This is a genomic window from Luteimonas viscosa (genome assembly GCF_008244685.1).
GTDB lineage: Bacteria > Pseudomonadota > Gammaproteobacteria > Xanthomonadales > Xanthomonadaceae > Luteimonas > Luteimonas viscosa.
On sequence record NZ_VTFT01000001.1, the window covers coordinates 3165075 to 3179827 of the forward strand.

The window sequence follows — 14753 nt, forward strand, 5'->3', positions numbered from 1 at the left end:
ATTTCTGGAAATTCTATTGCATTCTTATCTGGAACACATATTCTATTTGAAATCGCGGCGGGAGGGTCGCATGCAACGGATCGACGTGGCCCTGGTCGGGGCCGGCCGCATGGGCCAGGTCCACGGGCCCAACGCCGCCAGAACGCCCGGACTGCGGCTGCGGTACGTGGTGGACCCGCGTCCGCACGCGGCGTCGGCGATGGCGGCCGCCACCGGCGCCGAAGCCGCCACCCTGGACCAGGCCCTGTCCGATCCCGCCGTCGGCGCCGTGCTGGTCTGCAGTTCCACCGACCAGCACCTGGCGAATGCGCTGCAGGCGGTGGAAGCGGGCAAGGCGGTCTTCTGCGAGAAGCCGATCGACCTCGACCTGCAGAAGGCGCGGGCCGCACAGCCGCGCTTCGAAGGCGCGCGCTTCGTGCTCGGCTTCAACCGGCGCTACGACCCGCATTTCCTGGCGCTCAGGCAGCGCCTGGACGCCGGCGCGGTCGGCCGGCTCGAAAGCCTGCACATCGTCAATCACGACCCGGCCGCCCCATCGGCGCATTTCATCCCCACCAGTGGCGGCCTGTTCAAGGACTTCACCATCCACGACCTCGACATGGCGCGCTGGATGCTGGGCGAGGAGCCGGTGGAAGTGTTCGCCACCGCGAGCTGCCTGGTCGATCCCGGGATCGGCCGGCAGGGCGACGTCGACACCGCGCGCACCGTGCTCCGGACGGCGTCGGGCAGGCTGTGCGTGATTTCCAACACCCGCCGCAGCGGCTACGGCTACGACCAGCGCATCGAGGCGTTCGGCTCGACCGGCATGGCGACCGCCGGCAACGTCTCGCGCGATACCGTGCAGGTGTTCGACGAGCACGGTACGACGGCGGCGCCGATCGCCTATGCGTTCCCTGAGCGCTACGCCGAGTCCTACCGCGCGCAGATCGCGCATTTCGCCGAGGTTGCGCACGGGGCGGCGCGACCACGGACGCATTACGCCGACGGCATTGCCGCACTGGTGCTGGCCGAGGCCTGCCAGCGGTCGGTGCGCGAGGGCCGTTCCATCCGATTGCAGGAGCAAAGCTGATGTCGAAAGTCGCATTGATCGGTGCCGGTCGCATCGGCCGCATCCACGCCAGGAACGCGGCGCTGCACCCGCGCTTGGAGCTGGCTGCGGTGGTGGACCCGGTCACCGCGTCGGCCGGATCGATCGCCGGTGAGTGGAACGCCCGGGTGAGCTCGCTGGAGGAGGTGCTTGCCGACGACACCATCGCCGGCGTCATCGTCGCAAGCTCGACGGATACGCACCTGGATTACAGCATCCGCGCAGCACAGGCAGGCAAGGCCGTCTTCTGCGAGAAGCCGATCGACCAGGACCTGCAGCGTGCCCGCGGCGCCGCCGGCGCGTTGCGGGAGGCGAGGCTGTTCCTGGCTTTCAACCGGCGCTTCGATCCGAACTTCCAGGCTCTCAAGGCGCGCCTGGATGACGGCGGGATCGGCAGCATCGAAAGCCTGCAGATCACTTCGAACGATCCCGCTCCACCGCCGCCCTCGTACATCGCGGTCTCCGGCGGCCTGTTCAAGGACATGGCCATCCACGATTTCGACATGGCGCGCTGGCTGCTGGGCGAGGAGGTCGCCGAGGTCTGGGCGGTGGGCAGCTGCCTCGTCGATCCGGAGATCGGCAGGTTGGGCGACGTCGATACCGCGCGCACCGTGCTGAAGACGGCATCGGGCAAGCTGTGCGTGATCTCCAACACCCGCCGCAGCGGCTACGGCTACGACCAGCGCATCGAGGCCTATGCGTCGGCCGGCATGGTCCGCGCCGACAACGTCCTCGAAAGCACCGTGCAGGTGTTCGGCGAGAACGGCGCCGCCAGCGACCGGCTGCAGAACTTCTTCCTAGATCGATACGCCGAAGCCTACAGGCGCGAGATGGATCACTTCGCCGAGATACTCGACGGCGCGACGCCGTCGGTCGGCTATGCCGACGGGGTCGCGGCACTGGCCCTGGCGGAAGCGGCAACCCGGTCGTCGAAGACCGGCGAGGTGGTCAGGCCCTGACCGACCTCCACCGCTGCGGTTCCGGCGTTCCGCGAGCGTTCAACGCACGATGCTCGACCGCGCCGGGCGGTTCGTGCCGACCTTGATCGCGCACCGGCCCCGGCCGACGCGGCAAGCGATCCCCGGCCGCCGGGGCGCGGCGGCCGTCCGCAGGCACGACACCGGACTTCTCCAGCGCGAACCACCTCTCCCTCGTGAGAACAACCGGAAAAAAAAGCGGCGGCCAGTGGCCGCCGCTGGAGGTCGCTTGCGGCGCCTCGTCGTCAGAACTTGAACTGCACGCCCATGCGTGCGGACCAGCCGTAGATTTCCTGTTCCATCGTCCGCTCGCGGCGGCCGACGTAGGCGCGCATCATGGCGTCGTTGAGGTTGGAGCCTTCCAGGAACACCGACCAGCGCGGATTGATCTCGTAGCCGAACTTGATGTCCCACTGCTTCAGCGAGTCCCAGTAGACGTCTTCTTCCGGATCGTCCTCGCTGGCCTCGTTGAGCATCGCCGAGCGGTAGGTGTAGGCCAGTCGCGCCGAGAAACCGTACTTCTCGTAGCTGACCTGCACCGATGCCACCCGGTCGGACTGGTTGACCAGCGGCACCGTGTCGGTGCGCGCCGGCAGGCCTTCGGCTTCCGAATCCACGAACGTCATGTTGGCGCCGACGCTGAAACCGTCGAATGGCGACGGCAGGAAGCTCAACTCGTACTGCGCGTTGAACTCGATGCCCGACACCGTCGCCTTCTCCGCGTTCTCCCAGCTGCCGACTTCGGCACCGGTCAGAGGCAGGCCGCCGAACACGCCGTCCTGGTCGGTACGGGTGACGGCGAAGATCGGGCTGCTGATGTCCTTGTAGAACACCGCCGCCGAAAGCACGCCGCGATTTCCGACGTAATATTCGACCGAGAGGTCGACGTTGGTGGAGTACAGCGGATCGAGGTCCGGGTTGCCCATCGTGACTTCGGGCTCGAGGCTGCCCGCGCCCTGGATCTCGACGAACGGCGCGATCGACTCGTAGTTGGGGCGGCCGATCGCGCGGGTCACCGCGCCGCGCACGACCAGGTTGTCGCCGGCGTCCCAGCGGATGTTCACGCCGGGGAAGATGTCGGTATAGCTGCGTGAACCGAACACGTTGAACGCCTGGTCGAGAGACCCGCTCTCCACGTCGAAGGCATGCGCGGCGTAGCTGCCTTCGGTGCGTTCGATGCGCATGCCGGGGATGACGGTGACGTTGCCGAACCAGAGGCGCGCCATCGCGTAGGCGGCGGTGATGGTTTCCTCGATCTCGAAGTCGCCGGCCAGGGTGGCGCTGAGCGTGCCCTCGCCGTCTTCCTCGAACTCGCCCTTGTTGGCGTCGAAGTACGCGTCGGCCAGCGATCCGCTGACCAGCGGCCCCAGTCGATAGCGGCCGCCGAAGACGGCGTCGAAGCTGCCACCGGGGACGTCGGCCATCGTCAGGCCGCCGTCGCCGTACTCCCAGGCTTCACCGTCGACGTCGTTGTTCTTGTCGCGCCTGAGGTACTTGAAGCCGACCTGGAGATCGGAGCCGTCGGTGCCGAACGGAATCACGTAGTCGGCGCGGAACTGGTACAGGTCTTCCACCGCGCGCCGCGATTCGGGCTCGAAGAAGTCCGGCTCGAAGTTCGACGGGTCGAACGCCGCATCGTCGGCGAACGAGAAGTCGTAGCTGCGCGGACCGATCGAATAGCTGCCCGAGACGTCCTCGGCCACGAAACCCCATTCGTCGCGACGCGGGTCGCGCTTGTTCGCCCGCGAGTAGGTCGCTTCGAGGTCGAGCCGGTTGTCGCCGAAGCGGAACTCGCCGCCGGTCGCCGCGGTGAAGCTGGTGGTGGTCTCCTCGCGCGTACGGATCGCGCGGACCGCCTCGGCTCCCTCGAACGTGCCGCTGGTGGCGGAACCGGGCGAAATGCCGTCCTCGTCCAGCTCGACGGCGAACGCGTCGCGCGTTTCCTGGTCCTGGTACTTCGAGTACATGAAGCGCAGGAACAGCGAGGCGTTCTCGCTGGCCTTCCAGTCGAAGTTGGCGACTGCGCCGGTACGCTGGCGGTGGGTGTTGTATTGCCGTACTTCCAGGCCTTCGGGGACTTCGTTGCCGTCGATCTCGATCCAGCCGCCCGGGTTCTGCACGTTCTGCGAGCCGATCTTGCGGTCGGAACGGTTGACCGCCAGCACCGCGCCGAACTGCCTGTCGGCGCCGAACACGCTGCCGAACGAAGCGTCGTACTCGTAGGGGTTCTCGCCGTTGATGTCGTAGCGGCCGTAGGCGGCGCGCGCCGAACCGAAGGTGCGGTTGCGATCGAACGCCGACACGGTTTCGATGTTCACCTGTCCCGCGATCGCGTTCGCATCCATGTCCGGCGTCAGCGTCTTGGAGACGGTCACGCCTCCGATCAACGCGGAAGGAATGTCGTCGAGCTTGACCTGCCGGCTTTCCGGTTCCGGCGCCGCGGCCGTCTGCCCGTTGAGCGTCACGTTGAGCAGGTCGGGCGATACGCCGCGTACCGTGAGGTAGCGGCCTTCGCCCTGGTCGTTCACCGTCGTCACGCCCGGCAGTCGACGCACGGCTTCCGCCACGTTCTGGTCCGGCAGGCGGCCGACGTCGTCGGCGCGGATCGCATCGACCTGGCCATCGGCGCTGCGCTTGTCGTCGATCGCCAGGCGATCGGCGGCGCGACGGCCGGTGACCACGATGGCGTCCAGGTCGGTGGCTTCCGACGCCGGGGTCGTGTCGCCCGTCGAGTCCTGTGCGGACGCGATGGATGGCAATACCGCGCACTGGCAGAGCACCAATGCCTTGAAAAGGGCACTTCGACGCAAGGTCCGCATGTTCTGTCCCTCCCGAGGACGAGTCGGCTGCCGGTTTCTGCAACGGAGTGAAGGCAGCGCGTGGGCGGAGATTACGAACAAACATTCCATATTTCAAGAGAAATAGAATTTTTCTTGCAAATTGGCCCCCGGCCGCGTTAGCTTGGTCGCCAATCAGACGCTACGTCGGGCGCGCTCCCCGCGCCGGAATCTCCGGGAGGAATCATGAAGAATCGCGTTTTTCTGGCCCTTGCTTGCGCATTCGTAACGACGGCGCCGGCGTGTTCGTCGGATGCTGCGCAGCAGCAGGCGCCGTCCGTCGCGGCCCATGCGGCCACTGCACCGACGACCTCGAGGGAAATCGGCAGCGCCGCGCTGGTCGGCGCCCCCGACGCCGCAGGCGAGCCCCGGATCGTGGCGACCGCCGCCCTGGGCGGACTCGAACTGTATTCGCTCGAGGGCAAGCGGCTTGGTGCCACGCCGGCCGGCGAGGCGGTGGCCGTCGACGTGGCCAGTGGCGTCCGCGTCGACGGGTCGCTCGCGACGATCGTGGTCGCCATCGACGGCAACGGCCACCGCCTGCGGTTGTTCCGCTTCGCCGACGACGCGTTGACCGACGTCGGCGCGCGCGAGATCCCGCTGGGCTTCGCGGGCGAGGGGATCTGCCTGTACCGGCATCCGCTCGATGGCGCCCTGCATGCCTTCATCGTCGGCGACGGCGGTGAAGTCGACCAGCAGGTGATCCATGGCACTGCCGACGGCAGGCTGGACGCGCGGCAGGTACGGCGGATCTCCGTGCCGTCGCCGTTGAAGCAATGCGTTGTCGATGCCCGTGCCGGCAACGTCTATGCGTCCGAGGAAACGGTCGGAATCTGGCGCTTCGATGCCGATCCGGAAGCCGACGTGTCCGCGGTGCTGGTCGATTCCCCGAGGGGCCACATCGAGGAAGAGGTCGGCGGGCTGGCGATCCACGATGGAGGCGAAGGCGCGCGCTGGCTGCTGGCGTCGAACGCGTCCGCGGGCACGTTGAACGTCTACGACCTGGAGCGCGATGCGGCCTTCATCGGCAGCGCGACGGTGTCGGGGCAGGGCGCCTCCGAGCCCCTCGCCGAACCGGGCCCGTTGTATGCGGGCAGCGCCGCGGTCGGCGCGCACTACCCGGACGGCGTGCTGCTGGTCGTCGACGAGGACGGCCCGGACGTCAAGCTCGTGTCGATCGCGACGCTGGCACAGGCGCTCGGCATTTCCGCTGGCTCCACTTCCGGGCAAGCACCCGATGAGGCGAAGCCGGCGGTCGCCGCGGTCGTCGCGGTAGCCGAAACGGTGCCGGTCGACAGCTTCGGCGACGCCGCCGACGACCCGGCGATCTGGGTGCATCCGACACGGCCGGAGAAGAGCCTCGTCATCGCCACCGACAAGAAGGCGGGCCTGTACGTGTACGACATGCAGGGCCGGCTGCGGCAGTTCCTGGCCGACGGCAAGATGAACAACGTCGACCTGCGCGATGGCTTCAGGCTGGGCGACCGCGAGGTCACGCTGGTCACGGCCAGCAACAGGACCGACAAGAGCATCGCGATCTACCGGCTCGATGCCGAAACGGGCGAGCTCGTCGACATCGCCGATGGCCCGCAGCCTACCGGGCTGCACGATCCTTACGGCCTGTGCATGTTCCGCAGCCCGCGCAACGGCGACACCTATGTCTTCATCAACGGCGACGAAACGGCGAAGAAGCAGTGGCGGCTGGTCGACGCCGGCGATGGCCGCGTGCGCACCGAGCTGGTACGGGAACTGGCGTTCGATTCGCAGACCGAAGGCTGCGTTGCGGACGACGCGACCGCCACCCTGTACGTGGGCGAGGAGGACGTGGCCCTGTGGAAGCTGCCGGCCGAACCCGATGGCGGCGACACGATGACCGCAGTCGACCGCGTCGACGCCAATCCCGCGATCAGGGACGATATCGAGGGCTTGGCGCTGTACGACCTCGGCGACGGTCGCGGCTACATCGTCGCGTCGAGCCAGGGCAACGATACCTATGCGGTGTACCGGCTCGAGGGCGACCAGGCGTACCTGGGATCCTTCGCCGTCGCCGGCGATCCGGTGGCCGGCATCGACGGCATCTCGGAGACCGACGGACTGGATGTCAGCAGCGCCAACCTCGGCCCCGGCTTCGAGCACGGGGCGTTCGTCGCGCAGGACGGGCGCAACGTGATGCCGGTGCAGAACCAGAACTACAAGATCGTGCCGTGGAAGGCGATCGCCGAAGCGCTGAACCTGGAAATGCGCAGCCCCTGACGGTGTGGTGGTGCCTGCCACGATCCGGCAGGCACCGCCAGGCCTGGATCAGGCTGCGTTCGCCTGCTGCTGCCTCGGCCCCTCGCGCAACGCCTTGCCCACCATCGACACCAGCAGTTCGAGTTCGTCGGACTGCGTGTCGAAGCGCGGGGTGAAGCGCAGCGAGTTGGCGCCGCCGTGGATCACGCCGATCCCGCGCTCGCGCAGCCATTCCTCGGTGGAACCTGCGCCGTAGCACTTGTACTGCGGCGCCAGTTCGCACGAGAACAGCAGGCCGGTGCCCTGCACCCCGGTGACCAGGCCGCCGAGCTCGGCCTTCAGCGCCTCGAACCTGGCGACCGCCTCCCTGCCGCGCTCGCGGATGTTGGCGCGCAACTCCGGCGTGATGGCGTCGAGCACCGCGCAGGCCACGTCGAGCGCGCGCGGGTTGGTGGTCATGGTGTTGCCGTAGATGCCGCTGCGGTAGAGGTTCGCGGCGCGTTCGGTCACGGCCAGCACCGACAGCGGGTACTGGCCGGCGTTGAGCGCCTTGGAATAGGTTTCCATGTCCGGCGCTTCGCAGCCTTCGAAGCCGGGGTAGTCGACGATCGACAGCACGCCATGCGCGCGCAGGCCGGCCTGGATCGAATCGACCAGCAGCAGCGAACCATGCGCCTTCGTCAGTTCGCGCGCGGCATCGTAGAACGCGCGCGGCAGCGCCCGGCCCGGATCGCCTTCGCCCATCACCGGCTCCAGGAACACCGCCTCGACGAACCAGCCGTTGGCATCCGCATCGGCGAACGCGCGTTGCAGTGCCGCGACGTCGTAGGGCTCGACCGCGATCAGCGACTCCTCGCCGCGGAAGCTGGCCAGGTGCCGCATGTAGGCCTTGCGGCTGGAGTCGGAATACAACGCGGGGCGTTCGGTACGGCCGTGGAAGCTGCCCTTGACGACGATGCGCTTGACCGCGGCGCCTGCACGCATCGCGCCCGGGTCGGTCGCCAGCTTGGTGCCGACGTCGGCGATGCGCGCGGCCAGGCCCACCGCTTCCGAACCCGAATTCAGGCACAGGAAACGCGCGAACGGGCACTCGCCGCGGGTGTGTCCGATCTCGCGGCGCATGGCGCGATCGAAGCGCAGTTGCGACAGCCCGGGGGTCATCACGTTGGCCATCGCCTGCGGTTTCGCCATCGCCTCGAGCACCGCCTGCGGTGCGTGGCCGAAGCCGAGCATGCCGTAACCGCCCGAATCGTGGACCACCGCGCCCTTGAGGGTGACGATCCAGGGTCCGCGTGCGGTGAGCGCGACGTAGGGGTTCACGGCGTCGCCGGGGTAGAAGTTCACGTAGCCGGCCTGCACGGCCTCGATCTGCGCGGCTTCGTCGAGTTCGAGCAGGTCGGCGAACTCGCCCCGGATGCGCGCGTACTCCGCCGCGGCGGCATCGATCGCGGCGCGAAGCTCGGGATGGCTCGCGGCGAGACGCTCGATCGTGGCGTCGTCGAGGCCGCTGGTGCGGCGCTGTCCGTCGTGGGCGCGCAGCGGGGCGAGGGCGTCGGTCACGGGCATCGTGCGTTCTCCTGGAAGGCGATCCGGTGCCGCCGGCGGGGCGGAAAAGGTCGCGGGTGACAGGGCCGGTCCGCGGGAACGGGCGGCGAAACCCCTATTATCTCGATCCTGTCGGCATAAGACAGGGCTGATCTGCGCAGAATTTCGTATGATTTCGTCGAATCGACGAGCGGTTTGCGCAAATCATGAAAATCACCCCGGCCGATGCCCAGCTCCTGTCCGCCCTGCGCGAGAACGCGCGCGCCTCGATCGCGCAGATCGCCCGGCGGCTCGGGCTGTCGCGCACCACGGTGCAGAGCCGGATCGAGCGGCTCGAGCGCGAGGACGTGATCCGCGGCTACACCGTGCGTGTCAACGAGGAGGTCGAGCGCGGCCACATCCGCGCCCACATCCTGATCACCGTGCTGCCCAAGCAGATGCCCGCGGTGGTGCAGGCGCTGCGCGGCATGCCCGAGGTGCGCAGCCTGCATTCGGTCAGCGGCGCGCACGACCTGGTGGCGATGGGCGTGGTGCCGGCGGTCGCCGACATGGACGACCTGACCGACCGGATCGGCGCGATCGAAGGGGTGGAGCGCACGACATCGGCCGTGGTGCTGTCGACCAAGTTCGAGCGCTAGGGCGGGCCGCGGCCCGTCCTACAATCGGGCGATGAAGAAATCGGACTTCCATTACCACCTGCCGGCGGAACTGATCGCACAGGCGCCACTACCCGAGCGTTCGGCCAGCCGGATGCTGGTGGTGCCGCCGGGCGAGGCGCCGTTGGTCGATGCGCAGGTGCGTGCGCTGGGCGACTGGCTGCGGCCGGGCGACCTGCTGGTGTTCAACGACACCCGGGTGATTCCCGCTCGGCTGTTCGGGCAGAAGCAGACCGGCGGCCGGGTCGAGATCCTGATCGAGCGCCTGTTGCCCGGCAACGAGGCGCGCGCCCAGGTCGGCGCCAGCAAGCCCCCGAAGCCGGGCGGCCGCATCGCGCTCGATGCCGGCGGCGTGGCCGAGGTGCTCGGGCGCGAGGGCGAGTTCTACCATCTGCGGTTCCATGTCGACGGCGCACTGGAGGCCTGGCTGCTCGAAGCGGGGCGGCTGCCGTTGCCGCCCTACATCCGGCGCGCGCCCGGGCGCGACGACGCCGAGCGCTACCAGACCGTGTTCGCGCGCGAGGTCGGCGCGGTCGCGGCGCCTACGGCGGGCCTGCACTTCGACGACGCGCTGCTGGCGGACCTGCGCGCGCGCGGGATCGCGTTCGGCCACGTCACCCTGCACGTCGGCGCCGGTACCTTCCAGCCGGTGCGCGAGGACGACCTGCACGCGCACCGCATGCACAGCGAGTGGCTGAACGTCGGCGCCGGACTCGTCGCGCAGGTCCGGCGCACGCGCGAGGCCGGTGGGCGCGTGGTCGCGGTGGGCACCACCGTGGTGCGCGCGCTCGAGAGCGCGATGCGCGACGGCGAATTGCAGCCGTTCGCCGGCGAAACCCGGATATTCATCTTCCCCGGCTACCGCATCCGCAGCGTCGATGCGTTGCTCACCAACTTCCACCTGCCCGAATCGACCCTGCTGATGCTGGTGTCCGCCTTCGCCGGCCGCGAGCGGATCCTGGCGGCCTACGCGCACGCGGTGCAGGCGCGCTACCGCTTCTTCTCCTATGGCGACGCGATGCTGCTGTTTCCGCAGGGGCCGTGACACGCCTGCGCCGGGCCGGCGGCTGGCGGGACTCGCGTCCAAATGAGTACAATTCTCATTCCCTTCCGGTGGCCGGCGGTGTTCGCTGGCGGCCGGGAACCCAGTACGAGGACGTCCCATGCCTGCCTTCCCCCGACTCGTCCGCCTGTTCACGCCCGTCGCGGCCCTGCTGCTTGTGGCCTGCGGCGGCAGCCCGGCTCCGGCACCGACCGCCGACGCCGAGGCCGCCGCCGACCCGGGCGAGCTCAACCTCTACACCACCCGCGAACCCGGCCTGATCCAGCCGCTGCTCGACGCCTTCACGGCGCAGACCGGCACTCGGGTCAACACCGTGTTCGTGCGCGACGGCCTGCTCGAGCGGGTGCGCGCGGAAGGCGAGCGCTCGCCCGCGGACGTGCTGATGACTGTCGACACCGGCAACCTGCTCGACCTGGTCGACGCCGGCCAGACCCGACCGGTGCAGTCGCAGGTGCTGGCCGACGCCATCCCCGCGCACCTGCGCGGCGCCGACGGCCAGTGGTTCGCGCTCTCGCTGCGCGACCGCATCCTCTATGCCGACAAGGACCTCGCGCTCGACGGTTTCACCTACGAGCAGCTCGCCGATCCGAAGTGGAAGGGCAAGGTCTGCATCCGTTCGGGGCAGCACCCGTACAACACCAGCCTGATCGCGGCGATGATCGCCCACCACGGCGCCGAGGCCACCGAGACCTGGCTGCGCGGGGTCAAGGCCAACCTGGCGCGCAAGGCCGCCGGCGGCGACCGCGACGTGGCGCGCGACATCCTCGCCGGCATCTGCGAGATCGGCATCGCCAATGCCTACTACGTCGGCCGCATGAAGAACGAGGCCGAAGGCAGCGAGCAGCGCCAGTGGGGCGATGCGATCCAGGTGATCCGCCCGACCTTCGCCATCGACGGTGGCGGCACCCACGTCAACATCAGCGGCGCGGCCGTGGCGTTGCATTCGCCCAACCGCGACAACGCGGTGAAGCTGCTGGAGTACCTCGTCTCCGACGAGGCGCAGAGCCTGTACGCGAAGGCCAACTACGAGTATCCGGTGAAAGCCGGCGTGGAGCTCGATCCGGTCGTCGCCAGCTTCGGGCCGATGCAGGTCGACGCATTGCCGCTGGCGCGGATCGCCGAACACCGCCGCCAGGCCAGCGAGCTGGTCGACCGGGTCGGGTTCGACAACTGACAGCGCGGGAATGGGGAATCGGGCATCGGGAACCGGCGAGGGGCATGACGGCGCGTGCGTGCCGGTGTCGAACCGGTGCCGCCTGATCGCGATTCCGCTCGGAGCCGCCCGGGGATGACTGCCGCCGCCAGTGCGCTGGCCATGGCGCCTGTGCGTTCGCGCGCGCGGCCCGATGGCTGGCTGCTCGCCGCGCTGGCGATCGCCGCCGTTGCGCTGCTGCCGCTGCTGGCGCTGGCCTGGACCGCGGCCCAGGGCAGCGACGCCTGGCCGCACATCGTGGCCAACGTGCTGCCGCAGGCGGCACGCAACACGCTGTGGCTGTTGCTCGGCGTCGGCGCGTTGTCGGTCGCGATCGGCACCGGCAGCGCGTGGCTGGTGACCGCCTACGATTTCCCCGGCCGCGCGGTGATGGCCTGGGCGCTGCTGCTGCCGCTGGCGGTGCCCACCTACATCGTCGCCTACGCCTACCTCGACCTGCTGCATCCGCTCGGCCCGGTGCAGGGCGCGATCCGCAGCGTGCTCGGCCATGAAGGCCCGCGCGAATTCCGCCTGCCCGACATCCGCGGCCTGGCCGGCTGCATCGTCCTGCTCGGGCTGGTGCTCTATCCCTACGTGTATATCACCACGCGCGCGATGTTCATGACCCAGGCGGCGGGCCTGCTGGAGGCCGCGCGCACGCTCGGCGCGTCGCGCGCGGCCGTGTTCCGGCGCGTGGCGCTGCCGCTGGCGCGGCCGGCGATCGCGGTGGGTGCGGCGCTGGCGCTGCTGGAAACCCTGGGCGACATCGGCGCGTCCGAATTCCTCGGCGTGCAGACGCTCACCGTCTCGGTGTACACCACCTGGGTGACGCGCAGCGACCTGCCGGGCGCGGCCCAGATCGCGCTGTCGATGCTCGTCGTGGTGGTGGCGGTGATCGCGCTGGAGCGTTCCGGGCGCCGCCGCGCGGGCTATGCCAGCGCGATGCGACCGCGGCCGATGCAGCCGCAGCGCCTGCGTGGCGCGGCGGGCTGGGGCGCGCTGGCGCTGGTGGCGTTGCCGGTCGTGCTGGGCTTCGTCGCGCCGGCCACGCATCTCGCGATCGAGAGCGGGCAGCGCATCGTCGACGGCACCGGCGTTTCGCCGATGCTGTGGCGCAGTACCTGGAACACGCTGCGGGTTGCGCTGCTGGCCACGGCCGCCACCCTGGCCGCAGGACTCGTGCTGGCCTGGGCGCTGCGGCTGGCGCAGGCGCGTCGGCGCACGCGGCTGGCCACGGCCGCACTGCGCATCGGCAGCCTGGGGTATGCGGTGCCGGGCACGGTGCTGGCCATCGGCCTGCTCGCGCCGCTGGCCTGGTTCGACGATGGCGCCAACCTGCTGTTGCGCGCCGCGGGCCTGGAGCCGCGCATGCTGCTGATGGGGTCGCTGGGCGCGCTGGTGCTCGCCTACATGCTGCGCTTCCTCGCGATCGCCGGCGGCGGCGTCGAAGCGGGCCTCGCGCGGATCGCGCCATCGCTGGACCAGGCCGCGCGCGGCCTGGGCGCCGCGCCTCGCCGCATGCTCGCGCGCGTGCACCTGCCGTTGCTGCGGCCGGCACTCGCGGCCGCGGCGCTGCTGGTGTTCGTCGATGCCATGAAGGAACTCCCGGCCACCCTGCTGCTGCGCCCGCTGGGTTTCGAGACGCTCGCCACCTGGCTGTACGCCGATGCCGCGCGCGGCGCCTACGAAGACGGTGCACTGGCAGCGCTGCTGATCGTGCTGGCCGGCCTGCTGCCGGTGATCCTGCTGGCGCGCACCGGCCTGACCTACGGGCACGAGGTGGCGCCGGCATGAGCCAGGCGATGCTGCGGCTCGACGACATCCGCGTCGCCTACCCGGCCGCCGGCGGCGAGCGCACCGTGGTCGAGCGCCTGTCGCTGGTGCTGGCAAAGGGCGAGATCGGCTGCCTGCTCGGCGCCTCCGGCTGCGGCAAGACCACCGTGCTGCGCGCCATCGCAGGCTTCGAGCCCCTGCGCGCGGGCCGCATCGAACTCGACGGACAGGTGCTGTCCACGCCCACCACGACCCTGCCGCCGGAGCACCGCGGCATCGGCATGATGTTCCAGGACTACGCCCTGTTCCCGCACCTGGATGTGGCCGGCAACGTCGGCTTCGGGCTGGCGGGGCGGCCGCGCGCCGCGCGCAACGCACGCATCGCCGAGGTGCTGGCGCTGGTCGGCCTGCCCGAGCGCGCCGGCGCCTACCCGCACGAGCTGTCGGGCGGCCAGCAGCAGCGCGTGGCGCTGGCGCGCGCGCTGGCGCCGTCGCCGTCGCTGCTGCTGCTCGACGAACCGTTCTCCAACCTCGACATCGACACCCGCGAACACCTCGCCGCCGAGCTGCGCGCCATCCTGCGCCGCACCGGCACCACCGCGCTGCTGGTCACCCACGACCAGGCCGAGGCGTTCGCCATGGCCGATGCCATCGGCGTGATGCACCGCGGCCGCATCCTGCAGTGGGCCGATGCGCAGACCCTGTACCGCGCCCCGGCCGACCGCTTCGTCGCCGGCTTCGTCGGCCGCGGCTGCGTGCTGCCGGCGGGGGCGCTGGGCCTGCCGGGCGGCGGCGAGGTGCTGTTGCGACCGGACCAGCTGGTGCCGGACGACAACGGCGCGATCCGGGCGGAGGTGCTTTCGAGGATCTTCCGTGGTCCGCAGCACGTCCTGCTGCTGCGCCTGCCGGGTGGCGAGGTGGTCGAAGTCGACGTGTCCGGGAACGCGATTCCCGCTCCCGGTACGACGCTCGCGCTGCGCCTGGTTGGTGTCCCGTTGGTGGCGTTGCCGCGCCGGGAGGTGGATGCCTCGTAGCGCGGCCTTTGGCGGATTCGTCAGTAGGGGGGCTGGTCTTTGCCAGCCGAGCTTCACGCAATCGGCGAGTCGTGTCGGCTCGGCTGCGTCCTCGACGATGGAAGGCACAACTGTCCCGGCCTGCAGTGTCATGAACCTCCCGGGACAGGTCACTCTCGGGATCCTGTCCTTCCGGTGTAGTGTCCCGCGGCATCATGTCGCGACCAGCGCGATGTGTCCCGAACGCAGTGAGGGATCTGGCTCTCCGTCGCCGCAAAGAAGATCCCTCGCTGCGCTCGGGATGACAAACCATTAGGCTCTCGCCGGTCGCCGGTCGCCGGTCGCCGGTCGCCGGTCGCCGTCCACTTTTCCATTCCC

General features: G+C 69.6%; 10 protein-coding genes. 8 read left to right on the top strand and 2 right to left on the bottom strand.

Annotated elements, in window-relative coordinates:
• Positions 1-70 precede the first annotated feature (70 nt).
• Together iolG (FZO89_RS14080) and iolG (FZO89_RS14085) are read left to right on the top strand one after the other, a co-directional pair.
• Complete coding sequence (iolG, locus tag FZO89_RS14080; RefSeq protein WP_149103843.1) at positions 71-1069, top strand: inositol 2-dehydrogenase; 999 nt, start codon at positions 71-73, stop codon at positions 1067-1069.
• Entirely contained in the window at positions 1069-2046 is a 978-nt protein-coding gene (gene iolG / locus FZO89_RS14085; RefSeq protein WP_149103844.1) for an inositol 2-dehydrogenase, read from the top strand. The genes iolG (FZO89_RS14080) and iolG (FZO89_RS14085) overlap by 1 nt, the downstream gene beginning before the upstream one ends.
• A 263-nt stretch (positions 2047-2309) precedes the next feature.
• On the opposite strand, the gene FZO89_RS14090 is transcribed toward iolG (FZO89_RS14085), so the two are convergent.
• Positions 2310-4823, bottom strand: coding sequence for a TonB-dependent receptor (locus FZO89_RS14090; RefSeq protein ID WP_187471163.1), 2514 nt, complete (start codon positions 4821-4823; stop codon positions 2310-2312).
• Between the two features lie 264 nt (positions 4824-5087).
• Between FZO89_RS14090 and FZO89_RS14095 the strand changes: the two genes are divergently transcribed.
• Positions 5088-7154 carry a phytase gene (locus tag FZO89_RS14095; protein ID WP_149103846.1) on the top strand — a complete coding sequence of 689 codons (2067 nt, stop codon included), beginning with the start codon at positions 5088-5090 and terminating at the stop codon, positions 7152-7154.
• A 48-nt stretch (positions 7155-7202) separates the two neighbouring features.
• Here the strand turns inward: FZO89_RS14095 and FZO89_RS14100 are convergent, their stop codons facing one another.
• Positions 7203-8699 (bottom strand): aminotransferase class III-fold pyridoxal phosphate-dependent enzyme, encoded by a 1497-nt coding sequence (locus tag FZO89_RS14100; protein WP_149103847.1) that lies wholly within the window; start codon positions 8697-8699, stop codon positions 7203-7205.
• A gap of 185 nt (positions 8700-8884) precedes the next feature.
• Between FZO89_RS14100 and FZO89_RS14105 the strand changes: the two genes are divergently transcribed.
• The 5 genes from FZO89_RS14105 (at position 8885) to FZO89_RS14125 (ending at position 14396) form a co-directional block, all read left to right on the top strand.
• Positions 8885-9316 (top strand): Lrp/AsnC family transcriptional regulator, encoded by a 432-nt coding sequence (locus FZO89_RS14105; RefSeq protein WP_149103848.1) that lies wholly within the window; start codon positions 8885-8887, stop codon positions 9314-9316.
• 31 nt (positions 9317-9347) lie between these two features.
• A complete protein-coding gene (gene queA / locus FZO89_RS14110; RefSeq protein ID WP_149103849.1) occupies positions 9348-10379 on the top strand; it encodes a tRNA preQ1(34) S-adenosylmethionine ribosyltransferase-isomerase QueA in 1032 nt (343 codons plus the stop codon).
• 118 nt (positions 10380-10497) lie between these two features.
• Positions 10498-11571 carry a Fe(3+) ABC transporter substrate-binding protein gene (locus tag FZO89_RS14115; RefSeq protein WP_149103850.1) on the top strand — a complete coding sequence of 358 codons (1074 nt, stop codon included), beginning with the start codon at positions 10498-10500 and terminating at the stop codon, positions 11569-11571.
• A gap of 114 nt (positions 11572-11685) precedes the next feature.
• On the top strand, positions 11686-13383 hold the full coding sequence (locus FZO89_RS14120; RefSeq protein ID WP_149103851.1) for an ABC transporter permease: 1698 nt from the start codon (positions 11686-11688) through the stop codon (positions 13381-13383).
• The gene (locus tag FZO89_RS14125; RefSeq protein WP_149103852.1) at positions 13380-14396 is read left to right on the top strand and encodes an ABC transporter ATP-binding protein; all 1017 of its coding nucleotides are present in this window, start codon (positions 13380-13382) and stop codon (positions 14394-14396) included. Before FZO89_RS14120 ends, FZO89_RS14125 begins: the two co-directional genes overlap by 4 nt.
• Positions 14397-14753: the final 357 nt, after the last annotated feature.